This is a genomic window from Klebsiella sp. M041, from assembly GCF_059759695.1.
The window spans coordinates 87,489-112,907 of the sequence record NZ_JCAXWU010000008.1 but is presented as its reverse complement, the minus strand read 5'-3'; the positions used below and the strand labels follow the sequence as shown (position 1 = coordinate 112,907).

17 protein-coding genes and 1 pseudogene are annotated in these 25,419 nt (G+C 60.9%); 12 read left to right on the top strand and 6 right to left on the bottom strand.

The features are described 5' to 3' along the window. Window positions 1-18: 18 nt before the first annotated feature. Window positions 19-3,084: an efflux RND transporter permease subunit gene (locus AC6CWS_RS12365; RefSeq protein ID WP_065882464.1), complete on the bottom strand. Its 3,066-nt coding sequence runs from the start codon at window positions 3,082-3,084 to the stop codon at window positions 19-21. Then, window positions 3,085-4,170: an efflux RND transporter periplasmic adaptor subunit gene (locus tag AC6CWS_RS12360; protein ID WP_023288901.1), complete on the bottom strand. Its 1,086-nt coding sequence runs from the start codon at window positions 4,168-4,170 to the stop codon at window positions 3,085-3,087. It lies immediately after the preceding gene. 535 nt (window positions 4,171-4,705) lie between these two features. Between AC6CWS_RS12360 and AC6CWS_RS12355 the strand changes: the two genes are divergently transcribed. Together AC6CWS_RS12355 and AC6CWS_RS12350 are read left to right on the top strand one after the other, a co-directional pair. Beyond that, window positions 4,706-5,137, top strand: coding sequence for a universal stress protein (locus AC6CWS_RS12355; RefSeq protein WP_064323723.1), 432 nt, complete (start codon window positions 4,706-4,708; stop codon window positions 5,135-5,137). Between the two features lie 51 nt (window positions 5,138-5,188). Next, window positions 5,189-7,876: a cation-transporting P-type ATPase gene (locus tag AC6CWS_RS12350; protein ID WP_008805724.1), complete on the top strand. Its 2,688-nt coding sequence runs from the start codon at window positions 5,189-5,191 to the stop codon at window positions 7,874-7,876. Between the two features lie 273 nt (window positions 7,877-8,149). On the opposite strand, the gene AC6CWS_RS12345 is transcribed toward AC6CWS_RS12350, so the two are convergent. Next, the gene (locus tag AC6CWS_RS12345; protein WP_065882462.1) at window positions 8,150-9,433 is read right to left on the bottom strand and encodes a putative acyl-CoA thioester hydrolase; all 1,284 of its coding nucleotides are present in this window, start codon (window positions 9,431-9,433) and stop codon (window positions 8,150-8,152) included. A 154-nt stretch (window positions 9,434-9,587) separates the two neighbouring features. Here AC6CWS_RS12345 and hutI point away from each other — a divergent pair, with 154 nt between their 5' ends. From hutI to AC6CWS_RS12315, 6 genes are all read left to right on the top strand, one after another. Next, on the top strand, window positions 9,588-10,907 hold the full coding sequence (gene hutI / locus AC6CWS_RS12340; RefSeq protein WP_074442614.1) for an imidazolonepropionase: 1,320 nt from the start codon (window positions 9,588-9,590) through the stop codon (window positions 10,905-10,907). After that, complete coding sequence (hutG, locus tag AC6CWS_RS12335; RefSeq protein WP_032753895.1) at window positions 10,904-11,860, top strand: formimidoylglutamase; 957 nt, start codon at window positions 10,904-10,906, stop codon at window positions 11,858-11,860. The genes hutI and hutG overlap by 4 nt, the downstream gene beginning before the upstream one ends. 61 nt (window positions 11,861-11,921) lie before the next feature. Beyond that, a complete protein-coding gene (locus tag AC6CWS_RS12330; RefSeq protein ID WP_008805728.1) occupies window positions 11,922-12,647 on the top strand; it encodes a histidine utilization repressor in 726 nt (241 codons plus the stop codon). 142 nt (window positions 12,648-12,789) lie between these two features. Then, entirely contained in the window at window positions 12,790-14,478 is a 1,689-nt protein-coding gene (gene hutU / locus AC6CWS_RS12325; RefSeq protein WP_016160521.1) for a urocanate hydratase, read from the top strand. Continuing rightward, window positions 14,475-16,010: a histidine ammonia-lyase gene (gene hutH / locus AC6CWS_RS12320; protein ID WP_065882457.1), complete on the top strand. Its 1,536-nt coding sequence runs from the start codon at window positions 14,475-14,477 to the stop codon at window positions 16,008-16,010. Before hutU ends, hutH begins: the two co-directional genes overlap by 4 nt. 98 nt (window positions 16,011-16,108) lie before the next feature. Then, complete coding sequence (locus tag AC6CWS_RS12315) at window positions 16,109-17,491, top strand: amino acid permease (RefSeq protein WP_023288910.1); 1,383 nt, start codon at window positions 16,109-16,111, stop codon at window positions 17,489-17,491. Between the two features lie 1,480 nt (window positions 17,492-18,971). Here the strand turns inward: AC6CWS_RS12315 and AC6CWS_RS12310 are convergent. Both AC6CWS_RS12310 and bioA read right to left on the bottom strand, forming a co-directional pair. Continuing rightward, window positions 18,972-19,449 (bottom strand): annotated as a pseudogene (locus AC6CWS_RS12310) (kinase inhibitor). A 70-nt stretch (window positions 19,450-19,519) separates the two neighbouring features. Continuing rightward, window positions 19,520-20,809 carry an adenosylmethionine--8-amino-7-oxononanoate transaminase gene (bioA, locus tag AC6CWS_RS12305; RefSeq protein WP_065812215.1) on the bottom strand — a complete coding sequence of 430 codons (1,290 nt, stop codon included), beginning with the start codon at window positions 20,807-20,809 and terminating at the stop codon, window positions 19,520-19,522. Window positions 20,810-21,021: 212 nt separating this feature from the next. Between bioA and bioB the strand changes: the two genes are divergently transcribed. Genes bioB through bioD form a run of 4 tightly spaced genes read left to right on the top strand, consistent with a single transcriptional unit; the run spans window position 21,022 to window position 24,670 of the window. Next, the gene (gene bioB / locus AC6CWS_RS12300) at window positions 21,022-22,062 is read left to right on the top strand and encodes a biotin synthase BioB (RefSeq protein WP_065881927.1); all 1,041 of its coding nucleotides are present in this window, start codon (window positions 21,022-21,024) and stop codon (window positions 22,060-22,062) included. After that, on the top strand, window positions 22,059-23,216 hold the full coding sequence (gene bioF, locus AC6CWS_RS12295) for an 8-amino-7-oxononanoate synthase (protein WP_065881925.1): 1,158 nt from the start codon (window positions 22,059-22,061) through the stop codon (window positions 23,214-23,216). Before bioB ends, bioF begins: the two co-directional genes overlap by 4 nt. Then, window positions 23,200-23,955 carry a malonyl-ACP O-methyltransferase BioC gene (gene bioC, locus AC6CWS_RS12290; protein ID WP_048297102.1) on the top strand — a complete coding sequence of 252 codons (756 nt, stop codon included), beginning with the start codon at window positions 23,200-23,202 and terminating at the stop codon, window positions 23,953-23,955. Before bioF ends, bioC begins: the two co-directional genes overlap by 17 nt. After that, on the top strand, window positions 23,948-24,670 hold the full coding sequence (gene bioD / locus AC6CWS_RS12285) for a dethiobiotin synthase (RefSeq protein WP_023288916.1): 723 nt from the start codon (window positions 23,948-23,950) through the stop codon (window positions 24,668-24,670). The genes bioC and bioD overlap by 8 nt, the downstream gene beginning before the upstream one ends. On the opposite strand, the gene AC6CWS_RS12280 is transcribed toward bioD, so the two are convergent. Further along, entirely contained in the window at window positions 24,612-25,334 is a 723-nt protein-coding gene (locus AC6CWS_RS12280; RefSeq protein ID WP_065881923.1) for an ABC transporter ATP-binding protein, read from the bottom strand. The genes bioD and AC6CWS_RS12280 overlap by 59 nt on opposite strands. Window positions 25,335-25,419 lie beyond the last annotated feature (85 nt).

The following is a 25,419-nucleotide window of genomic DNA, read 5'->3' as shown; positions in this document are numbered from 1 at the left end:
TGCTCAGGCCGGTACTGTTCATCGTTGAGGCGTCATATCCTTATGGTGAAAGCAGGCGTAAATCACCGGCAGAACCAGCAACGTTAGCACGGTGGCGAAGGCCAGACCGAACATAATCACCACTGCCATACTTTGGAAAAAAACATCGCGCAGCAGCGGGGCAAGGCCAAGCACGGTGGTGAAGGCGGTCAGCAGGATCGGCCGCAGACGAGATGTTGCCGCATCAATGATCGCTTGTCGTTGATCTTTCTCCTGTTTTTGTTGCTCTATCTCTTCCACCAGCACAATGCCGTTGCGGATCAGCATGCCGCTGAGGCTGAGAAGGCCGATTAAGGCCATAAAGCCGAAGGGGATGCCGGTCAGCAAAAAGCCGGGCGTGACGCCGATCAGCGCCAGCGGGACGGTCAGCCAGATGGCGACAGCGTTTCTCAGCGAACTGAACATCAGCACCGTAATGATAAACATCACCAGATAGCCAAGCGGCAGGGTCGTGAACAGCCCTTGCTGTGCTTCACTGGAGTTCTCGGCATCGCCGCCCCATTCGATGCGATAGCCATGCGGCAGCGTCAATGCGTCAATGCGCGGTTTCACCCGGGCGAGAATATCACCCGAGGTTTGGCCGCTTTGCGGGCTGGGATCCGTCTGGACCGTCAGCACCCGGGTGCGATCCCGGCGGAGAATCAAGGGATCTTCCCACTCCAGGGAGAAGCCATGGATGACGTTACTCAACGGGATATACTGCTGGCGGCTCTGGCTCCAGACCAGCACGTTATGCAGATGGTTGGCATCCTGTCGCTCCGCTGCCGGCGGCCGGACGATCACCGGCAGCAGATCGGCGCCCTCGCGATATAACCCGGCGCGACTGCCGGAGAAATTCATCTCCAGCGCGTTATCTATGTCCTGTTTATCCACCCCCAGCTCTCGCCCCAGCGCTAGGGAGTACTGCGGGCGGATCACCTTGCTGCGGTTCTGCCAGTCGTTACGCACGCTGTCGGTCGCCGGATCCTCAGCGAGAATATCGCTCACCTGACTGGCCAGCGCGCGCAGCGTATCCGGGTCAGGGCCCTTAATGCGCACTTCAATCGCGCTATCGCCGGAGGGGCCGAACATAATGCGTTTGGTGCTGGCGTTTACCTGCGGGTAGTTTCTGGCGATCCAGGTTTCGACGTGGCGGGTGACGGGGGCGATGCCGCGCTGGTCGTCCATCCGCACCATAATCTGCGCGTAGTTGCTGTACTGCCGCTGACCGCTGTAGGTAAGAATAAAACGCATACTGCCCTGGCCAATGGTGGCGACGGTGGTGATCACCCCGGGCTGGCCGGCGATCGACCGCTCAATATCGCGGGTCATCTGCTCGGTGGCGTTAATATCGGTACCGTAGGGCAGCCACAGGTCGACAAAGAAAATGGGCGTATTCGATGACGGAAAGAAATTCTGCCGCACGAAGGTGAAGCCCCAGATCGCCGCGGCCAGCAGGGCGCCCATCAGCACCAGAGTCAGGGTCTTTTGCTGCAGCAGTATTCGCAGCGTCTGCTGATAGCCACGGTAAAAGCGGCCGCGGTAGGGATCGGCTTTTTCCTCCGGCGCGGCGGCCGGCGGGGCGTGTTTAAACAACCACCACTTAATGAGCACCGGAGTGATGGTCAGGGCGGAGAACCAGCTGAGCATCAGGGAGATCAGCAGCACCTGGAACAGGGATTTGCAATACTCTCCGGTGGAGTCCTGCGAGAGGCCAATCGGCGCGAAGGCGAGGATGGCGATGACCGTGGCGCCGAGCAGCGGCAGGGCGGAGCGGCGGATCACATAGTTAATGGCGCCCAGCAGCGGCGATCCTTGCTGGCGGGCGATCAGCACCCCTTCGACAATGACAATGGCATTATCCACCAGCATACTCAGGGCGATGATCAGCGCCCCGAGGGAAATCCGCTGTAACTCGATCCCCCAGACAAACATGATAAGCAGGGTGCCGAGGACGTTGAGCGCCAGCGACAGGGCGATAATGATCCCGCTGCGTACTCCCATGAACACCAGCAGCACGCCGACCACGATCGCCAGGGCCATCAGGAAGTTGGTAATAAAGCCATTGACCGAGTGGGCGACCTCAGCCGCCTGATCGTAAAAAATGGCGATGTCGATACCCGCCGGTTTGTCGGCGGCCATCTGCTGGAGGCGGGCTTCAAGGGCGTGCCCGACGTCAATGACGTTGACGCCAGGAATAAAAGAGACCCCCATGGTCACCGCCTGGCGGCCGTTGGCATGATAAATACTGGACGGCGAGTCAGTCAGCCCGCGCGACAGCGTGGCAATATCCCGCAGTCGAGTGGTGGCGCTGGCGCCGTGAGGGCTGACCAGCAGATCCCCCAGTTCATCGATGCTCTGAAACTCCCCGGTGGGGTGTAGGCGGATCGATTCGCTGCCAACGCGGATCTCTCCGGCGCTGGACACCACGTTGAGCCGGGTCAGGATAGCGGCGAGCTGGTTGAGCGTGATCCCGCGCGCCGCCATTTTCGCCAGCGAGATATCAACATTGATCTGTTGCGGAATGATGCCGCCGATAGCGACTTTACCGACGCCAGGAACCAGCACCAGCTCCCGACGCAGCTGTTCGGCATAGCGCACCAGCTCGGGGTTGGTAAAACTGTCGCCCGAGATAGCGAAGAAAAAGCCAAACACATCGCCAAAGTCATCGTTGACGAAGGGGGTCACTACGCCAGGGGGGAAAAGTCGGCTGGCGTCACCGACGCGGCGACGTAGCTCATCCCAGATTTGCGGCAGCTCGCTGGAATGGTACTGCGAAGCGATATTCACCGTAATTTGCGATAAGCCATTTGAGGAGATGGAGCTGACGTTATCCAGTGAGGGAAGCTGCTGAATCGCGTTTTCCAGCGGCAGGGTCACCTCCTCCTCCACCTGTTGAGCGGACGCGCCCGGGTAGTGGGTCACGATCACCGCCGTTTTGATGGTGAAGGCAGGATCTTCCAGACGGCCGATATTGAGCAGGGCGAACAGACCACCCACCCCCAGCAGCAGAATGGCTAACCAGACGCGGGTCGGGTTATTAATAAACTGACGGGAAATGTCCATTTATAATCCTCGTTCACGCGTCCAGATCCGCACCGGCTGCCCGGCATGCAGCTCGCTCACGCCCGCCGCGACCACCTCTTCACCCGCGCGGAGACCGTCGGTGATGGCCACTCCCTGCGAGGTCACCTCGCCGACCGTGACCTTGCGCTCCTCAAGAAACCGATGCGCGTTGTCGCCTTTCACCACCCAGACGACCGGTTCATTCTTCGGCCGGTTATCCGGGTTAAACACCGCCTCTACCGGCACCATGAGCGTTTCCCTTCCAGCGCTGGCCGGTAAATTGCCGAGATTGACCGTCACGGTGCCGCTGACCCCGCCGACGGTGGGAAAATCATCCGGCCGCGGCATGGTTAAAATGATCTGCCAGGTAAGGGTGCTGTTGTCGCTGCTGCCGGTATGCTCTTTGTATTCCGCCGTAAATTCGCGGCCCGGCAGGGTATTGATCCTGACGACGGGGCGGTAGGCGGTATTGCGGATATCCAGGGAGGTGAACAGATTTTCGGGAATGCTGAAGACCACATCCAGCAGGTCGGTACGCGTCAGGGTGATCACCGGCTGGCCGGCGGCGACCACCTGATGGTTGCGGATATGCACGCCGGCGGCAATCCCGCCGAAGGGCGCGGTGAGGCTCATTTGCGCCAGCTCTTCACGGGCGATTTTTAAGGCCGCGTTGGCGGCATCGCGATTGGCGCGCTGCACGTCCATCTCCGCTTGGGAAATCGCCTGACGTCCCGCCAGGGTCTGGAAGCGATCAAACTGACGCTGGGCGAGGGTAGCCGCCGTCTGTCGCTCATTGACCCGCTGTTGGGCCTCGCGGGCATTCAGGCGCGCCAGCGTTTGCCCCTGGGCGATGGTCGCCCCCTGGCGAATATCCAGCGATTCCACCTGGCCCCCCCGCTTAAACGACAGCTCGGTGGAGTCGCCAGACTCGATACGTGCCGGAAACGTTCGCTGCTGGGTATTGCCCACGGCGGTCACCTGCGCCACCTTGACCATGCGCGGGGCGGACTCGACGGACGGCGATTTCTGATCGCAAGCGGTTGTAAATAAAATAACAACCGGGATGAGAGAAAAATAACGGTTCACAGTATTCCCCTCAGATTCAGGATTTATTTTACATTTTTATTACGCGGCGCACGCTTATTCGGCGAGGGCGGCGACAACCAGATAGGTGAATAGTCCCACCAGCGTGCAGGCGACAATGGCCAGCGCGACAAATAATCCCAGACGTAACAGGCTATAACCAAACATGATTTTCTCCCTTTACTCCCACCCGAACCGCGAATGTCATTTAATTCGGCCCCCCACGGTGACCACCGGACATTCGGAGCGGCACTCCTGCTTGTAATCAGCATAGTCGGAGAAAAGGTGAAGTGTTAAAAAAGAGCATACCGCAAGCGGCAGCGGCACTGTTGGGGAAAACGCAGGAGATCTGCAGGGAATATGTGGTTTTTATAATATTTTTCAGTCTATTAATCCGTCATTTTCTAATGTTAATTTTCCTGTGCTACGTTTAATAACATCTATTCCGCTTGCCGCTTCTGTTGTTGAGATTTGCTTCCTCCCCAAGTATGGGGCTATTCATCACTACGCATTGTATTGGTAATAAAAGGATTATCTCATGTATAAAAATATCGTTGTTCCCGTTGACGTGTTTGATGCAGGCCTGGCCGACAAAGCCCTCTCTCATGCGAAATTCCTCGCCCAGCACTCTGCCGGGCAAATTCATCTTGTGCATGTTATTCCGGCATTTTCACCGGTATTAACACGTGGATTTATCTCTGATGCGCGAAAGATGGAAGAGCATTTGATTTCTGCCGCTAAGGAAAAACTCAGCGATCTGGTAAAGAAAAATGCCCTGGCGGAAGAGACCAGCCATCTTTATGTGCGCAGTGGCAATATTCGCGATCAAGTGATTGACCTGGCCGATGAGCTGAAAGCGGACGTGGTGATTGTCGGTTCGCGCAATCCAGGGATCCAGACCCATCTTCTGGGCTCTGAAGCGGCAAACATCGTGCGCTACGCCCATGTACCGGTTTTCGTTGTGCGCTGATGACGGCGGGATGTCGTCCTGACTTCCGCTTCAGAAATCGAGGGAGAGAGTATGAATACAGATAAACCGGGGGCGCCCTTCTATCAGCGTTCCGTCGAAGAGACGCTCGCCAGCGTGCAAAGTACGCCGGAGGGCATTAGCGGGACAGAAGCGGCCACACGCCTGCAGCAGTATGGCGAAAACGCCCTGCCGCAGAAGCCGGGTAAGCCAGCCTGGCTGCGTTTTATCGTGCATTTTAACGATGTACTAATCTACGTGCTGCTGGCGGCGGCGCTGCTGAAGGCGGTGATGGGCCATTGGATCGACATGGCGGTGATCCTCGCGGTGGCGGTCGTCAATGCGCTGATTGGCTTCATCCAGGAAAGTAATGCGGAGAAATCGCTGCAGAGTATCCGCAATATGCTGTCCAGCGAAGCGGTAGTGATCCGCCAGGGTAACCATGAAACCATCCCCACCACCTCGCTGGTACCCGGCGATATCGTGGTGATCCGCGCCGGCGACCGTATCCCCGCTGATTTACGGGTGATTGAGGCGCACAACCTGCGGGTGGAAGAGGCCATCCTCACCGGGGAGTCAACGGTGGTGGAAAAAACCACCGAGCCGCTGAGCGGCGATTTACCGCTCGGCGATCGCAGCAACCTGTTGTTTTCCGGTACCACCGTCAGCTCAGGGGCGGGCAAAGGGATCGTGGTGGCAACCGGCGGCGATACCGAGCTGGGTCACATCAACCAGATGATGGCGGGCATTGAAAAACACCGTACGCCGCTGCTGGTGCAAATGGACAAGCTGGGCAAAGCCATCTTTATCCTCATTCTGGTGATGATGGCGGCGCTGTTCGTCTTTAGCCTGCTGTTCCGCGATATGCCGGTCTCCGAACTGATGCTGTCGCTGATTAGTCTCGCGGTGGCGTCAGTCCCGGAAGGCTTGCCGGCGATTATCTCGATTATTCTGTCGCTCGGTGTGCAGGCGATGGCGCGCCAGAAAGCGATTATCCGCAAGCTGCCGACGGTGGAAACCCTCGGCGCGATGACGGTTATCTGTTCGGATAAAACCGGGACCCTCACCATGAACGAAATGACGGTGAAGGCGGTGATCACCGCGGACAGCGTCTATCGGGTGGAAGGGGATAGCTATGAGCCGGTCGGTAAGATCCACGCCATTGATGACCCGACGCCGGTCGCGGTCGCGCCTGGCACGCTGTTCGAACGCTATCTGCGTACCATCGATCTGTGTAACGACAGTCAGCTTATTAAAGATGAGAGCGGGTTGTGGAAAATCACCGGTGGCCCGACCGAGGGGGCGCTGAAGGTACTGGCGGCGAAGGTTACTCTGCCGCCGCTGACCAGCGAGCTGCGCAGTAAAATTCCTTTTGATTCGCAATATAAATACATGTCGACCCTCTACCGGCTGGGTGAAGAGGAGGTGGTGCTGGTCACTGGCGCGCCGGATGTCCTGTTCCGCTTGTGTCAATATCAACAGAGCGACAGCGGATTGCAGCCGCTGGATCTACCGTACTGGGAAGGCAAAATTGAAGAGTACGCCCGGGAAGGGCTACGGATGGTGGCCGCGGCCTGGAAGCCGGCTTCCGCAGGCCAGACGGAACTAACCCATCAGGATCTGCAGCAGGGGGTGATTTTGTTAGGGGTTGCCGGGATGATGGATCCGCCGCGTCCGGAGGCCATCACGGCGATTGCCGACTGCCTGCAGGCCGGGATCCGCGTGAAGATGATCACCGGCGACCACCCGCAAACGGCGATGAGTATCGGCAAGATGCTGGGGATTGGCAATGCGGGGAATGCCATTACCGGGCGCGAACTGGAGGTGATGGACGACGCGCAGCTGAGCGTGGCCGCGCAGCAGTATGATATCTTTGCCCGAACCAGCCCGGAAGATAAGTTCCGCCTGGTGCAGGCCCTGCAGAGCAAGAAAGAGATTGTCGGGATGACCGGCGACGGGGTGAACGATGCTCCGGCGCTGAAGCAGGCTGACGTCGGCGTGGCGATGGGGATCAAGGGGACCGAGGTGACCAAGGAAGCCGCCGATATGGTGCTGACCGATGATAACTTCGCCACCATCGCCAGCGCGGTCCGCGAGGGGCGTCGGGTGTATGACAACCTGAAGAAAACCATTCTCTTCGTCATGCCGACCAACCTTGCGCAGGGGTTACTGATCGTGATCGCGCTGCTGGCGGGCAACGTACTGCCGCTGACGCCGGTGCTGATCCTGTGGATGAACATGGCCACTTCCGCCACGCTGTCGTTTGGTCTGGCGTTTGAAGCCGGTGAGAAAAATATTATGCGGCGGCCGCCGCGTGATCCGAAAATTCACGTCATGGACGGCTTTGCCATCTGGCGCGTGGCGTTTGTGGGGTCGATGATTGCGGTCAGCGCATTTATTCTCGAAGCCTGGCTGCAGCCGCGCGGCTATTCGCCGGAGTTTATCCGTACCGTGCTGTTGCAGACCCTGGTCACCGCCCAATGGTTCTATATGCTGAACTGCCGCGTGTCGGATGGTTTCTCGTTGACGAAAAGTCTGCTGGCTAACAAAGGGATCTGGATTGTCAGCGGCGTGCTGCTGGTGCTGCAGCTGCTGATTATCTATGCGCCGTTTATGCAGATGCTGTTCGGTACCACCGGGCTGCCGTTCCGCTACTGGGTGATCACCTTCATCATCGGCTTCGCGATGTTCCTGATCGTTGAACTGGAAAAACCGCTGACCCGCAAATGGCGAACCGCCTGACGGCGTGACGTGCAGTACGCAAAAGAGAAGAGGGGGCATCGCCCCCTCTCTGGCTGACGACAAACCTGTTTCGTCATTGTGCTCGCATTTCTGCCGGGTGGCGGCATTCGCCTTACCCGGCCTACGAAAGACTTCAATATCAAACTGTTATGCAGTTAGCAGTAGGCCCGCGCAAGCGCAGCGCCGCCGGGCAATCCCTGAAGATTGCACGTTGTCAGCAGTCTGAGAGAGGGCATCGCCCTCTCTTTTATTATGGTTCACGCTTGTTGCGCGTTACTGTTTCGGCTCGGCGACCACAGTGCTTCCCACGCCGCGGTTGTTATATTCCCACATGCGATTGACGCTATTGTCGTTGAGGTTGCGCTGCAGATTGCCTTTGGCATCTACTGCGCCAACGTTACCGCTAAAGGCACGGTTTGAACCGACCGCTGCCGCCCACGGCTGGGCGATGTTAAAGCCTTCATTGATGACGCTGTCGCGGATCACGACCTGGCCATTGCTGTTGCCGTCAACGTCCAGCGCGCGGCCCAGCTGCGCGACGTTATCGCCGGACGCGGTAAAGCGGCTGTTGGTCGCCAGGAAGCCGTAGGTCACGCTCTTCAGGGTAGCCGGCGCGAAAACATAGGCTTCTTTCTGGGTACGCGAGTTCACCACGCGGAAATCGGTGTTATCAAATACCACCGCGCCGCGACCGGACACGATATCCACATCGCCTTCAATGTAGCTGTTGGTCACCAGGGTGCGGGTCTGGCGGTTATCCTGCAGACGGTTCTGCACGCCGCTGTTGGTCACAAAGAAGGTGTTCTGACGGCCAAGAATATTGACCTTGTTGATCTGCACCTGATCGCCATCGGTGCGCAGGGCGACGGCCTGGTGAGTACCGGCGTCGACGCTGTCGCCAAGGTTGTTGGCGATGGTCAGGTTCTGCAGCTGCAGGCCGTTATTCTGCGACCAGAAGACCGCAGAGCACATCACGCCGACGGTGGCGGTGGATTTGCTCTGGCAGCTATCGAACATATACCATGCCGGTTTGCCCGGCATATATTTACCGCCCGGATTGACCAGACGGCGCCAGGTGTTGCGATCCATTTCAGAATCAATGGCTTCGCTGATTTTCACGTCAATCGGTTTATCGCCGGTACCATACAGGGTCAGGGCGCCAGGCGCCGCCGGTACGTAAACCGTTCCCGGGTACTCGCCAGGCATGATGGCAATAAACAGACGGCGATTTGAATGACGGGCAATCGCCGCATCGACCGCCGCCTGGACGGTGGTATGGGTCACGCCCTGGGTTCCCGCCGGGCCAACGATAAAGTCAGGCTGCGCCGGCAGGCTGATGGCAGATGGCGTCCAGGCCGCGGCATTGGGAGTCAGCGACTGGAAATAGGCCGCCGGGGTAAAGTTTTTCGCTTCATCGGCGTTCAGAATGGGACGCGCGGTGGTGCCCGGTGCAGTCTGCGTAGAGGGCTGTTGATCGGCAGGCGTCGAGCTACAGGCGGACAGCGTCACGCCGAAGGCCAGCGCCAGCGCCAGACGGGAAACGGAATATGTGTTCATGTTGCTCCGGGCAAAATTAAGCGTAGTGAAATACCCCGGCTGAGACGCCAGGGTATAAGTCCTTTAAAACCTGCTGTTTTATACTAACTTGAACGAAACGGGAAGACATGGGCGGAAAAACTTACCGTCTTTACGCAACGTGCAGTCCTGCTGGATGGTCTTTAGTCACAAAAAAATAACATTTCCCCGCGCTATTGTTGACTTTATCGGCGTTATGAAAATAAATGTCTATACAACCCATGACAAGTTAAGCGCTATGACTCAAGCCACCTCTGAACGCGTTATCTGGCGAAACGCGCGTCTCGCCACCCTGAACCCTGATTACTCTCAACCCTACGGTCTGCTGGAGCGCCATGCGCTGCTGGTGCGCAATGGCCGCATTGAGGCAATTGTCGCCGACGCTGACGCTCCCGGCGGGCGCAGTATCGATCTCGAAGGCCGGCTGGTTACGCCGGGTTTAATCGACTGCCATACCCACCTGATCTTTGGCGGCAGCCGGGCGCAGGAGTGGGAGCAGCGGCTGAACGGCGTCTCCTATCAGACCATCAGCGCCAGCGGCGGGGGGATTAATGCCACCGTGCGCGCCACGCGCGACAGCAGCGAAGCTGAACTACTGGCGCTGGCGCAGCCGCGTCTGGCGCGCCTGCTGCGTGAAGGGGTGACCACCCTGGAGATTAAATCAGGCTACGGTCTCGATCTGCAAAACGAACGCAAAATGCTGCGGGTCGCCCGCCAGCTGGCCGACGACAATGGCGTGGAACTGTCGGCGACGTTGCTCTCCGCTCACGCCACGCCGCCGGAATATCATGGCGACGCCGATGGCTATATCTCGCTGGTCTGCGAGACCATACTGCCGACGCTGTGGCAGGAGGGACTGTTTGAAAGCGTTGACGTCTTCTGTGAAAACGTTGGCTTCAGCCCGCAGCAAACCGAGCGCGTCTTTCAGGCGGCGCAGGCGCTGGGCATTCCGGTAAAAGGCCACGTTGAGCAGCTCTCGTCGCTGGGCGGTGCGCAGCTGGTGAGCCGCTATCACGGACTGTCCGCCGACCATATCGAGTATCTGACGGAAGAGGGCGTGGCGGCGATGCGCGAAAGCGGCACCGTGGCAGCTCTGCTCCCCGGCGCGTTCTACTTCCTTAATGAAACCCGCAAACCGCCGGTGGAACTGCTGCGCAAATACCAGGTGCCGATGGCGGTGGCGACCGATTTCAACCCCGGCACCAGCCCCTTCGCCAGCCTGCATCTGGCGATGAACATGGCCTGCGTCAAGTTTGGTTTAACGCCGGAAGAGGCCTGGGCCGGGGTAACGCGCCATGCCGCGCGGGCGCTGGGGCGGCAGGACAGCCACGGTCAGCTGGCGGCGGGCTTTGTGGCTAACTTTGCCATCTGGGATGCCGAGCATCCGGTCGAGATGGTGTATGAGCCGGGGCGCGCGCCGCTCTGGGGACGCGTGGTACGAGGAGAACTGCAATGATGCTGTGGCAAGCTACGCCCGCCAGTCTCTGGCAGGGACGCGATGATAGCGCGGAAGCGCCGAATGCGCTGCGCCTGTTCCAGACTATCGCCCGCGCGGAACGCTTCGCGCCGCAGGAGATGCCCGGTGATATCGCGCTGCTCGGCTTCGCCTGTGACGAAGGCGTCCGGCGTAACAAAGGGCGTACCGGCGCCGGGCATGGTCCGGAAGCGCTGCGCCGGGCGCTGGCCAATATGGCCAGCCATCAGGGCCACGACCGCTGCGTGGATATGGGCACGATTAGCGTCGATGGCGAACAGTTAGAAGCCGCGCATCAGGCGCTGCGCGAGGCGGTGGCCGCCTGCCAGCGTGCCGGCAAACGCACGCTGGTCCTGGGCGGCGGTCATGAGACGGCCTTCGGCCATGGCGCTGGGGTTCTGGATGCCTTCCCGGGCGAAAAAGTGGGCATTATTAATCTCGATGCGCATCTGGATTTACGCTTTGCCGAATGCGCCAGCTCCGGGACGCCGTTCCGCCAGCTGGCGCTGGAGTGTGACGCCCAGCAGCGCGGTTTTCACTATACCTGCATCGGCGTCAGCCGGGCGGCGAACACCCAGGCGCTATGGGATGAAGCAGCGCGCCGCCAGGTGGCTGTCGTTGAGGATCTGGCGGTGCTGGCGGACTTCGACACTCACGTGTTGCCGGAGCTGGAGCGCAATATCGCGCAGTACGATCGTCTGTATCTGACCATCGATCTCGACGTGCTGCCGGCGCGCGAAATGCCGGCGGTTTCCGCGCCGGCGGCGCTGGGCGTGCCGCTGGCAATCCTGCTGCGCATCGTTGAGCTGTTGTGCCGCAGCGGAAAGCTGCAGGCGGTGGATTTGGTCGAGTTTAATCCGCAATTTGACATCGACGGACAGGGTGCCCGCGCGGCGGCCCGTCTGGCATGGCAAATCGCCCATTGGTGGCGCTAGCGATCCGCGCTATTATTTTCGCTTCGCCGCTCCGCTTATTATGCATAAGGAAAGCCAGGCCATGTTTGCACAACAACCTCGTTCCGCGCCCGCGCCTTTCTATGAAAAGGTGAAGCAGGCGATTAGCGAAAAAATCTACCGCGGCGAGTGGCGTCCGCACGACCGAATTCCCTCGGAGGCTGAACTGGTTGCTCAGTTCGGCTTCAGCCGGATGACCATCAACCGCGCGCTGCGCGAGCTGACGGATGAAGGCCTGCTGGTCAGGCTGCAGGGGGTCGGGACCTTCGTCGCCGAGCCGAAAGGGCAGTCGGCGCTGTTTGAAGTGCGCAGCATTGCCGATGAGATTGTCTCTCGTCGCCATCAGCACCGCTGTGAAGTGCTGCTGCTGGAGGAGACCGAAGCCGATCTCATTCAGGCGGAGGCGCTCACCGTCGCCGAAGGCACGCGTATCTTCCACTCACGGATGGTGCATTTCGAAAACGAGGTTCCGGTACAAATCGAAGATCGCTGCGTCAATGCTGCGGTGGTGCCGGATTACTTGTTACAGGATTACACCACTACCACGCCGCATGATTATCTGTCGCTGATCGCCCCGTTAACCGAAGGCGAACATATTGTCGAGGCGGTGCAGGCGACGTCAGAGGAGTGCGCGCTGCTGCGCATTCTGCCGCACGATCCCTGCCTGCTCATTCGCCGTCGCACCTGGTCGAAGACGCATATTGTCTCTCACGCTCGCCTGCTGTTCCCCGGCGCGCGCTACCGTCTGCAGGGCCATTTCAGCTCGTAATTTTCCCTGGCGTCAGCAAAACGTGATTGCTGACGCAATATAACAAAATTGTATCATTTCTGTTAAATCCTGGCTTGCGCAGAGTTGTATAGACAAGTATATGTATCTACGTACACAACGTTAATTGTCAGGAGAAACCCCGATGTCGCAAAGCAAATATCGCCAGCTGGACGTCCGTGCACCGAGAGGCACGACGCTGACCGCCAGGAGCTGGTTGACCGAAGCGCCGCTGCGTATGTTAATGAACAACCTCGATCCCGATGTCGCTGAAAACCCGCATGAGCTGGTGGTCTATGGCGGTATTGGTCGCGCTGCGCGCAACTGGGAATGCTATGACGCTATCGTGAAGGCGCTGAAAAACCTGGAAAGCGACGAGACCCTGCTGGTGCAGTCCGGTAAACCGGTCGGCGTATTTAAAACGCATGAAAACTCGCCGCGCGTGCTGATCGCTAACTCCAACCTGGTTCCGCACTGGGCCACCTGGGAACACTTCAACGAACTGGATGCCAAAGGGCTGGCGATGTACGGCCAGATGACCGCCGGCAGCTGGATCTACATCGGTAGCCAGGGCATCGTGCAGGGCACCTACGAAACCTTCGTCGAAGCCGGTCGCCAGCACTATCAGGGCAGCCTGAAAGGGCGCTGGGTGTTAACCGCCGGTCTGGGCGGCATGGGCGGTGCGCAGCCGCTGGCCGCGACGCTGGCGGGCGCCTGCTCGCTGAACATCGAATGTCAGCAGAGCCGCATCGATTTCCGTCTGCGTACCCGCTACGTGGATGAACAGGCCACTTCTCTGGATGACGCCCTGGCACGCATCAAAAAATACACCGCCGAAGGCCGCGCCATCTCCATCGCGCTGTGCGGCAACGCTGCGGATATCGTGCCAGAGCTGGTGAAACGCGGCGTGCGCCCGGATATGGTTACCGATCAGACCAGCGCCCACGATCCGCTGCATGGCTATCTGCCGAAAGGCTGGAGCTGGGAGGAGTATCAGCAGAAAGCCGAATCCGATCCGCAGGGCACCATTCTGGCGGCGAAACGCTCAATGGCCGACCACGTGCAGGCGATGCTGGCCTTCCACGAGATGGGGGTGCCGACCTTCGACTACGGCAACAACATCCGTCAGATGGCGCAGGAAGTGGGCGTCAGCAATGCCTTCGATTTCCCGGGCTTCGTGCCGGCGTATATCCGCCCGCTGTTCTGCCGGGGTATCGGCCCGTTCCGTTGGGTAGCGCTGTCCGGCGATCCGCAGGATATCTACAAAACCGACGCGAAAGTGAAAGAGATCATTAAAGATGATCAGCACCTGCACCACTGGCTGGATATGGCGCGCGAGCGCATCAGCTTCCAGGGACTGCCGGCGCGTATCTGCTGGGTAGGTCTGGAGTGGCGTCAGAAGCTCGGTCTGGCGTTTAACGAAATGGTGCGCAGCGGCGAAGTCTCCGCGCCGATCGTGATTGGCCGCGATCACCTTGATTCCGGCTCCGTCGCCAGCCCGAACCGCGAAACCGAAGCCATGCGCGACGGCTCAGATGCGGTATCCGACTGGCCGCTGCTGAACGCCTTGCTTAACACCGCCAGCGGCGCGACCTGGGTGTCGCTGCACCACGGCGGCGGCGTAGGTATGGGCTTCTCGCAGCACTCCGGGATGGTTATCGTCTGTGACGGTACCGATGAAGCGGCGGCGCGTATCGCTCGCGTCCTGCGCAACGACCCGGCGACCGGCGTGATGCGTCATGCCGATGCGGGTTACGATATTGCTATTGAATGCGCAGCAGAACAGGGTCTGAATCTTCCGATGGTGGCAGCAACGCAGGGGAACGCTAAATGAAATCGTTAACGCTCATTCCGGGGAAACTGAGCCTGTCGCAGCTCCGCGAGGTTTACAGCCACCCGCTGAACATTACCCTCGACAGCAGCGCGTTTGCCGCCATTGATGAGAGCGTGGCCTGCGTCAACGCCATCCTTGCCGAAGGGCGTACCGCCTACGGTATCAACACCGGTTTTGGCCTGCTGGCGCAAACCCGTATCTCGACGGACGATCTGGAGAACCTGCAGCGTTCGCTGGTGCTGTCCCATGCGGCGGGCGTAGGTGAGCCGCTGGACGACGACCTGGCGCGCCTGATTATGGTGCTGAAGATTAACAGCCTGTCTCGCGGTTTCTCCGGGATCCGCCTGAGCGTGATCCAGGCGCTGATTGGCCTGGTGAATGCCGGCGTGACGCCGTGGATCCCGGCGAAAGGTTCCGTCGGCGCCTCCGGTGACCTCGCACCGCTGGCGCATATGTCGCTGACGCTGCTGGGCGAAGGCAAAGCGCGGGTACGCGGCGGCGAATGGCTGCCAGCGACCGACGCGCTGCGTCAGGCGGGGCTGGAACCGATTACCCTGGCGGCGAAAGAGGGCCTGGCGCTGCTGAACGGCACCCAGGCCTCGACGGCTTTTGCGCTGCGCGGTCTGTTCGAAGCCGAAGATCTGTTCGCCTCCGCGGTCGTCTGCGGGGCGTTAACCACTGAAGCGGCGCTGGGTTCGCGTCGTCCGTTCGACGCGCGTATTCACGAGGTGCGCGGCCAGCGCGGGCAGATTGATGCGGCGGCACTGTATCGCCACCTGTTGACCGATGACAGCGCGATCTCGCGGTCGCATCATAATTGCACCAAGGTTCAGGATCCGTACTCACTGCGCTGCCAGCCGCAAGTGATGGGCGCCTGCCTGACGCAGATCCGCCAGGCGGCGGAAGTACTGTTAGCCGAAGCGAATGCGGTCTCCGATAACCCGCTGGTCTTTGCCGCCGAAAATGACGTCATCTCCGGCGGTAACTTCCACGCCGAACCGGTGGCGATGGCGGCGGATAATATCGCGCTGGCGATCGCCGAAATCGGCTCGCTCTCCGAGCGTCGTATCGCGCTGATGATGGACAGCCATATGTCGCAGCTGCCGCCGTTCCTCGTGAAAAATGGCGGCGTCAACTCCGGGTTTATGATCGCCCAGGTCACAGCGGCGGCTTTGGCCAGTGAAAACAAAGCGCTGTCACACCCGCATAGCGTTGACAGCCTGCCGACGTCCGCCAACCAGGAAGACCACGTCTCGATGGCGCCGGCTGCCGGTCGTCGCCTGTGGGCGATGGCGGAAAACACCCGCGGGGTGCTGGCCGTTGAGTGGCTGGCGGCGGCGCAGGGGCTGGATATGCGCGAAGGGCTGACCACCAGCCCGCTGCTGGAAGAGGCGCGCCATCTGCTGCGCGAACGCGTCCCTCACTATACGCAGGATCGCTACTTCGCCCCGGATATCGATAATGCCATTGCGCTTCTGGCGGCCCGTCACCTGACGCGTCTGCTGCCTGCCGTACTGCCAGGCCTGCACTAATCACCGTTGTTCTCTGTACCCGCGTCGGGGGAAATCATTCCCCCGACCGCCCTACATCGCATATTTGTCGTCAAATAAAAAAACCAGGACACCTGTATATGCAACAACAACACAAGCCACATCTGCTGCGCGGGCTCAATGCCCGACACATTCGATTTATTGCGCTCGGCTCCGCGATTGGCACCGGGCTGTTCTATGGCTCGGCTTCCGCCATCAAGGCGGCGGGCCCGGCGGTGCTGCTGGCCTATTTGATTGGCGGCGCGGCGGTGTTTATCGTCATGCGCGCGCTGGGCGAGATGGCGGTGCGCAACCCGGTTTCCGGCTCCTTCGGCAGCTATGCCCGCCAGTATCTCGGCCCGCTGGCCGGGTTTATTACCGGCTGGACCTACACTTTTGAAATGGTAATCGTCGCCCTGGCCGACGTGACCGCCTTCGGCATCTATATGGGATTGTGGTATCCCGATGTCCCGCGCTGGATCTGGATCCTCAGCATCATCTTCTTTATCGGCGCCATGAACCTGTGCAACGTGCGGGTGTTCGGCGAGATGGAGTTCTGGCTGTCGCTGGTGAAGGTGGTGGCGATTATCGCCATGATGCTGGCGGGGGCGGGGATCATCTTCTTTGGCTTCGGCCATAGCTTCCCGGCCACCGGGCTGGAAAATCTCTGGAGCCACGGCGGCTTTGCCCCTAACGGCTGGCAGGGCGTTATCGCCTCGCTTGGCATCGTGATGTTCGCCTTCGGCGGGGTGGAGATTATCGGCGTCACCGCCGCGGAAGCGAAGGATCCGAAGAAGGTCATCCCGCAGGCCATCAATACCATTCCGCTGCGCATTATCCTGTTCTACGTCTGCACCCTGGCGGTGCTGATGGCGATTTTCCCGTGGAACAGCTTTGGCGAGCAGGGGAGTCCGTTTGTGCTGATTTTCGACGGTCTGGGGATCCCGGCGGCGGCGACAATCCTTAACATCATCGTGATCAGCGCCAGCATCTCGGCGATTAACAGCGATATCTTCGGCGCCGGACGCATGATGTATGGCATGTCGAAGGAGGGGCTGGCGCCGAAAAGCTTCCAGCGCATCGCCAGCAACGGCGTACCCTGGATGACGGTGGTGGTCATGGGCGGCGCGCTGCTGGCGGCGGTGGTACTGAACTATCTGATCCCCGAGCAGGTATTTGTGCTGATTGCTTCGCTGGCGGCATTCGCCACGGTGTGGGTATGGCTGATGATCCTGCTGTCCCATTTCGCCATGCGCCGTAGTTTGTCTGCCGAAGAGCGCAGCCAGATTGCCTTCCCCGTTCCGTTCTGGCCGGTGGCGCCGCTGTTAACGCTGCTGTTTATGGGGCTGGTCATCGCTGTGCTGGGGATGTTTGCCGAGACGCGGATGGCGCTGATCGCTGGCCTGGTCTGGCTCGGGCTGCTGACGGTGGTGTGGTACGCGCGGGTGCGTAAAACCGCGCTGCAGGTTGTCACTGAGCAGTAAATCAGATCTCCCCGGCGGCGCTGCGCTTGCCGGGGCGACGAGGTATGAGCCTGTGAGAGGGAACTGTAGGCCGGGTAAGGCGCAGCCGCCACCCGGCACAAAATCGGCTCTGTGCCTGCTGTCATCGCCCGGTGGCGCTGCGCTTACCGGGCCTACGAGGTATGAGCCTGTGAGAGGGAACTGTAGGCCGGGTAAGGCGCAGCCGCCACCCGGCAAAATAACGGCACAACCGGAAATGTCCTTGTTCGCACTGCGCCTGGCAGGGCTACAACTTCTATGTTAATTCCGGGCAGATTGCGCTCCCGGTTAATTTTCTGCGTTATGTCTCTTACGGCGCAGGGAGCGCACAGGGGGCGGCCAGTCGCCGCCGCCCCCTGTACCCCCGGGCTCCGGCCAGCAAAATCGCCGCTACGCGGTACCTTCGACTTATCCCTGCAGGCTTCGGGTCGGGCCGAGGCAGCGTCCGTGCAAAACACGGCCCTCAGCCCGCATCCATGCGGGCTGCCCCGGCCTTTCGGGAACGTCTCAGCGATTTTGAGGCCGTCAGCACCGGCAGTTTCAGCAACAATGGTGAATAAATTAACGACAGGTCGTACGAACCCCAGGCCGGGTCAGGCGCAGTCGCCACCCGGCACAAAATCGGCTCTGCGCCTGCTGTCATCGCCCGGTGGCGCTGCGCTTACCGGGCCTACGAGGTATGAGCCAGTGAGAGGACCCTGTAGGCCGGGTAAGGCGCAGCCGCCACCCGGCAAAATAACGGCATAACCGGAAATGTCTTGTTCGTACTGCGCCTGGCAGGGCTACAACTTCTATGTTAATTCCGGGCAGATTGCGCTCCCGGCTAATCGTCTGCGTTATGTCAATCATGGCGAAGGGAGCGCACAGGGGGCGGCCAGTCGCCGCCGCCCCCTGTACCCCCGGGCTCCGGCCAGCAAAATCGCCGCTGCGCGGTTCCTTCGACTTATCCCTGCAGGCTTCGGGTCGGGCCGAGGCAGCGTCCGTGCAAAACACGGCCCTCAGCCCGCATCCATGCGGGCTGCCCCGGCCTGCCGGGAACGTCTCAGCGATTTTGAGGCCGCCAGCACAGGCAGTTTCAGCAAGGCTGGTGAATAAATGAACGACAGGTCGCACGAACCCCAGGCCGGGTCAGGCGCAGCCGCCACCCGGCACAAAATCGGCTCTGCGCCTGCTGTCATCGCCCGGTGGCGCTGCGCTTACCGGGCCTACGAGGTATGAGCCTGTGAGAGGACCCTGTAGGCCGGGTAAGGCGCAGCCGCCACCCGGCAAAATAACCATGCAACAGGGTTGCCTGGAAGGTAATCAATACTTTCCCGGCGGCGCGGCGCTTTCCAGACCTACAGCTACGTGTATTTATTTGATATGTAAGTGTTATCTGGTAAAGGTGAGTGTAGCGCCACCTGAAAAACACGTGGCGCCGCAGGTAGCCCGGATAAGGCGCAAGCCGCTATCCGGGGGAAGATTAACTGAACAGGGCGGTGATGGAGGCGCTGGCGAGGGAATGGAAATGGACGTTAAAGCCGACCATTGCGCCGCTGGCCTCGGCATCCACCTCAATTTTCTCAACGTCCAGGGCGTGGACGGTAAAGATATAGCGGTGGGTCTCGCCCTTCGGCGGCGCCGCGCCGCCGTATCCCGCCTTGCCAAAATCGGTGCGGGTCTGAACGGCCTCTTCCGGCAGCTCCGCCTGACCGGAACCGGCCCCCCTGCGGCAGGACGCGCGTATCCGCAGGCAGGTTAGCCACCACCCAGTGCCACCAGCCGGAGCCGGTCGGCGCATCCGGATCGTAGCAGGTCACCACAAAGCTTTTGGTTCCTGCGGGCACATCATCCCACATCAGATGCGGCGAAATATTGTCGCCATCGTAGCCCATGCCGTTGAAGACGTGACGATTAGGCAGCTTACCGCCGTCCTGGAGATCGTGACTGATCAGTTTCATGCTTCATCCTCATTGATAATGCGCTGATTAGCCAGGAAGTGTAGCCTGCACCACGACGCAATTCCGCTATTTATTCGCTAAAAAATGTTTCGTCCTGCACCGCCAGGTTAACGGCGCGGGTCAGGCGGGACAGCTGTTCAGGCGTGATGATATACGGCGGCATCAGGTAGATCAGGCGGCCAAACGGTCGGATCCACACCCCCTGCTCGACGAAAAAGCGCTGCAGGGCAGCCATATTGACCGGGCGACAGGTTTCAACCACGCCAATAGCGCCCAGCACGCGGACGTCGGCGACCAGGGCGGATCCCCGCGCCGGAGCCAGCTCGGTCTGCAGCTGGGCTTCAATCGCCGCCACCTGCCGCTGCCATTCGCCGCTCTCCAGCAGGCGCAGGCTTTCGCTGGCCACCGCGCAGGCCAGCGGGTTGCCCATAAAGGTTGGGCCGTGCATAAAGCAGCCGGCTTCACCGTTGCTGATGGTTTCCGCCACCTCGCGGGTGGTCAGCGCGGCGGAGAGGGTCATGGTGCCGCCGGTCAGCGCCTTGCCCAGACACAGAATATCGGCGGCGATACCGGCGTGCTCGCAGGCGAACAGCTTGCCGGTGCGGCCAAAGCCGGTGGCAATCTCATCGGCGATCAGCAGTATCCCTTCCCGGTCGCACATTTTACGCACCCGCTTCAGCCACTCCGGATGGTACATCCGCATCCCGCCCGCGCCCTGAACAATCGGTTCGAGGATCACCGCGGCGATGTCGTGACGGTGCGCGGCCATCAGGCGGGCAAAGGGCACCATATCCATTTCATCCCACTCGCCGTCAAAGCGGCTCTGCGGCGCGGGGGCGAACAGGTTATCCGGCAGATAGCCCTGCCACAGGCTGTGCATCGAGTTCTGCGGATCGCAGACCGACATCGCGCCGAAGGTATCGCCGTGATAGCCGTTGCGGAAGGTCAGGAAACGACGACGCGGTTGGCCTTTCGCCTGCCAGTACTGCAGGGCCATTTTCATCGCCACCTCAACCGCTACCGAACCGGAGTCGGCGAGGAAAACGCACTCCAGCGATTGCGGGGTCATTGCCACCAGCTGACGACACAGCGCCACCGCCGAAGGGTGAGTGATCCCGCCGAACATCACATGCGACATCTGGTCGATTTGCGCTTTCATCGCCGCATTAAGACGCGGGTGATTGTAGCCGTGGATCGCCGCCCACCAGGAGGACATACCGTCAATCAGCTGTTCGCCGCCGGCAAGGGACAGCTCGCAACCGTGGGCGGAAACCACCGGGTAGACCGGCAGGGGGGAAGTCATAGAGGTGTAGGGGTGCCAGATGTGGCGCCGATCGAAGGCGAGATCGTCCAGGGTCATAAGCGACTTGTAAACCATTTTGAAAACATTTAGGTTTACAAGTCTACACTGAACTTACTTACAATGAAACGTACACAAAATATTTCGCGCGGCATCGAGGCGGCAAGCGAGAACATCCCCAGCAGCATAGTTCACTATGTGACTGGGGTGTGCGAGTGCAGCCAACAAAGAGGCTGTGTGAAACAGGTAGTGTACGACCTTTGGAGAGGAAAATGGCTCACCACCCCCGCTGGACAATGTCGCAAGTAACGGAATTATTTAATAAACCGCTGATCGACCTGCTATTCGAAGCGCAGCAAATCCATCGTCAACACTTTGATCCGCGCCAGGTGCAGGTCAGTACCCTGCTGTCGATCAAGACCGGCGCCTGCCCGGAAGATTGTAAATATTGTCCGCAGAGCGCGCGCTATAAAACGGGTCTCGAAACCGAGCGCCTGATGGAGGTCGAGCAGGTTCTGGAGTCCGCCCGTCAGGCAAAAAACGCCGGCTCCACGCGTTTTTGCATGGGAGCGGCGTGGAAAAACCCCCACGATCGCGATATGCCCTATCTGGAGCAGATGGTGAAAGGGGTGAAGGCTCTGGGGCTGGAGTCGTGCATGACGCTCGGCACCCTGACCGACAGCCAGGCGCAGCGCCTGGCCGAGGCGGGCCTCGATTACTACAACCACAACCTTGATACCTCGCCGGAATTTTACGGCAACATCATCACCACCCGCACCTACCAGGAGCGCCTGGATACCCTGGACAAAGTGCGTGACGCCGGGATCAAAGTCTGCTCCGGCGGTATCGTCGGGCTGGGGGAGACCGTGAAAGACCGCGCCGGCCTGCTGCTGCAGTTGGCCAACCTGCCCACGCCGCCGGAAAGCGTGCCCATCAACATGCTGGTAAAAGTCAAAGGTACGCCGCTGGCGGATAACGACGACGTCGACGCTTTCGATTTTATTCGCACTATCGCCATCGCGCGCATCATGATGCCCACCTCTTACGTGCGTCTCTCCGCCGGCCGCGAGCAGATGAACGAGCAGACCCAGGCGATGTGCTTTATGGCCGGGGCGAACTCCATTTTCTACGGCTGCAAGCTGCTGACCACGCCGAACCCGGAAGAGGACAACGATCTGCAGTTGTTCCGCAAGCTGGGGATAAACCCGCAGCAGACGGCGGTGCTGGAAGGCGACAATGAGCAGCAGCAGCGTCTGGAGCAGGCCTTACTCACCCCGGACACTGAGGAATATTACAACGCGGCGGCGCTATGACCTGGCAGCAGCGAATCGATCGGGCGCTGGACGAGCGACGGGCGGCGGATGCCCTTCGCCGCCGCCTGCCGGTGACGCACGGCGCCGGGCGCTGGCTGGCGCGGGAAGGGGAGCGCTGGCTTAACTTCTCCAGTAATGACTATCTCGGCCTGAGCCAGCATCCGGCGATTGTCGCCGCCTGGCAGCGGGGGGCGGAACGTTATGGCGTCGGTTCAGGCGGCTCGGGACACGTAAGCGGCTATAGCGAGGCCCACCGTGCGCTGGAAGAGGAACTTGCCGACTGGCTGGGCTACCCGCGCGCATTGCTGTTTATCTCCGGCTTTGCCGCCAATCAGGCGCTGATCGCCGCCCTGGCGGATAAAGAGGATCGGATTGTGGCCGACCGCCTGAGCCACGCCTCCCTGCTGGAGGCGGCCAGTCTGAGCCCGGCGCAGCTACGCCGTTTCGGCCACAACGATCCGCAACAGCTCGCTCAACTGCTGGCTAAGCCGCTGGCGGGCGAACAGTTGGCGGTCACTGAAGGCATTTTCAGCATGGACGGCGACAGCGCGCCGCTGGCGGCCATTCACGCCGCGGCGCAGGCCGCCGGGGCGCTATTGCTGGTGGATGACGCCCACGGCGTCGGCGTGGTCGGCGACGAAGGACGCGGCAGCTGCGCCGCACAGGCGGTGCGCCCTGAGCTGCTGGTGGTTACCTTCGGCAAGGCCTTCGGCGTCAGCGGCGCGGCGGTGCTGTGCGATGAAGCGATGGCCGATTATCTGCTGCAGTTTGCCCGCCATTTGATCTACAGCACCGCGATGCCGCCCGCCCAGGCGGTGGCGCTGAGCGCCGCCCTGCGGATCATTCGCAGCAATGAAGGACAGCAGCGTCGCGACATCCTGGCCGCCCGCATCCGTCAGTTCCGTGAGGGGATGGGCGAGGTGTCGCTGGGGTTGACCGACTCCGTCAGCGCGATCCAGCCGCTGATCGTCGGCGATAACGGCCGGGCGCTGAGCCTGGCCAGCCGTCTGCGCGACGCGGGCTGCTGGGCAACGGCGATCCGTCCACCGACGGTACCGGTCGGCAGCGCTCGTCTGCGCCTGACCCTGACCGCCGCCCATCAGGCTGAGGACATTAACCGTTTACTGGAGGTGCTGCATGGCCACGGTGAATAAGCAGGCGGTCGCCGCGGCGTTTGGCCGGGCGGCCAGCGGCTATTCGCAACATGATGAACTGCAGCGGCGCAGCGCGGAACTGCTGCTGCGCCAGCTGGCGCGTCGCGATTTTCCCCGGGTGCTGGATGCCGGCTGCGGCCCAGGCAGCATGAGCCGCCGCTGGCGTGAGGCGGGCAGCGTGGTGACCGCGCTGGATCTCTCCCCCGGGATGCTGGCCCAGGCGCAGCGTAACGACGCCGCCCAGCATTACCTGCTGGGCGACATTGAGGCGCTGCCGCTGCCCGACGCCTGCGTCGATCTGGCGTGGAGCAATCTGGCGGTGCAGTGGTGCGACGATCTGCGTGCAGCCCTTGGCGAGCTGTACCGGGTGGTACGTCCCGGCGGCAGCGTGGCGTTTAGCACGCTGCTGGCCGACTCGCTGCCGGAGCTCAATCAGGCGTGGCAGGCTATCGACGACCGGCCGCATGCCAACCGTTTTCTCAGCGAAGCGGCGGTGCGCGAGGCGCTGAGCGGCCTGCGGGCGTCCGGCGAGGTGCATCAGATTAGCCTGCCGTTCGTCGATGCGCTGAGCGCCATGCGATCGCTGAAGGGCATCGGCGCCACCCATTTGCACCAGGGGCGGGCATCGGCCCCGCTTAGCCGCGGCAAACTGCGCGAGCTACAGCTGGCCTGGCCGCAGCGGCAGGGCGTCTGCCCGCTGACGTATTCTCTTTTTACAGGAGTCATTGAGCGTGACTAAACGTTTTTTTGTCACCGGGACCGACACTGAAGTCGGGAAAACCATCGCCAGCAGCGCCCTGCTGCAGGCGGCGAATCAGCTGGGTTTTCACACCGCCGGCTACAAGCCGGTGGCTTCCGGCAGCGAGCTTACCGCCGCCGGGCTGCGTAATGAAGACGCGCTGGCGCTGCAGCGTCATAGCCGGGTCGCGCTGCGCTATGAGCAGGTTAACCCGTATACCTTCGCCGAGCCGACCTCACCGCATATCATCAGCGCCGACGAAGGACGGCCGATCGCCGCGGCGAGGCTCTCCAGCGGGCTGCGCGAGTTAGAACGCCTCGCCGACTGGGTGCTGGTGGAAGGGGCCGGCGGCTGGTTTACGCCGCTTTCGGAAACCCTGACCTTCGCCGACTGGGCGCAGGCGGAGCAGCTGCCGGTGATTCTGGTGGTGGGCGTCAAGCTCGGCTGCATCAACCACGCGATGCTTACCGCCCAGGCGGTACGCCAGGCGGGGCTGCCGCTCGCGGGGTGGATCGCCAATGACGTGCTGCCGCCGGGCAAGCGCCACGCCGAGTATCTGGCGACCCTGAAAAACCGGCTGGCCGCGCCGTTCCTCGGCGAAATACCGTGGCTTGCCGATATCGCGCAGCGCGACGATCTCGGCCAGTATCTGGACCTCAGGGCGCTGGATCCGGCGTCATCCACTGCGCCAGCAGCGGTTCATCCAGCGCCATAATATCGCCTTCGGCGACGTTACGGCCCCGGTGCAAAACACAGAAACGATCCGCCACCCGGCGGATAAAGGGCAGGTGCTGCTCGGCGAGCAGCACCGTCAGGCCGATATCGCGATTCAACCGCAGCAGCAGATCCGCCAGCTTTTGCAGACAGCGTGGCCCTCTGCCGCGCGAGGGTTCATCAAGGATCAGCAGCCGCGGCTGGATAATCAGCGCCCTGGCCAGCGCCAACTGGTACTGATCGTCGTCGCTCAGCGAGGCGCCTTTGCGCTGCCGTAGGGCATAGAGTTCGGGAAAGTGTTCATAGATTTCGCCGCCGCTGGCGTTAGCCCCGGGTTTCCCGGCCGCGAGGGCAATATGTAGATTCTCTTCCACGCTGAGCTGGGAGAAGATGCGTTTATCCTGCGGCACATAGCCGATACCGATGGCGCTGCGCGACTGGGCCGACAGGGGGGTGAGATCCTGCGGCGGGGCGCCAATGTCATGCCAGGTCATCCGGCCGCTGGCCACCGGCAGATGCCCGGCAATGCAGTTAACCAGGGTGGTTTTTCCCATGCCCTCGCGTCCCAGTACGCCAATGCACTCCCCCGGGCGTAGTTCAAGATCGACATTCCACAGCGAATGCTGGTTGCCGTAAAAGTGATTTACTGCCTGTAAATTCAACATGGACGTTTTCTCCTTATCCTGGCGTCAGGGCGACAGAAAGATGCTGCAAAACTCTTGCCAGGAAAAAGAACGCTCGGAAAAAAAC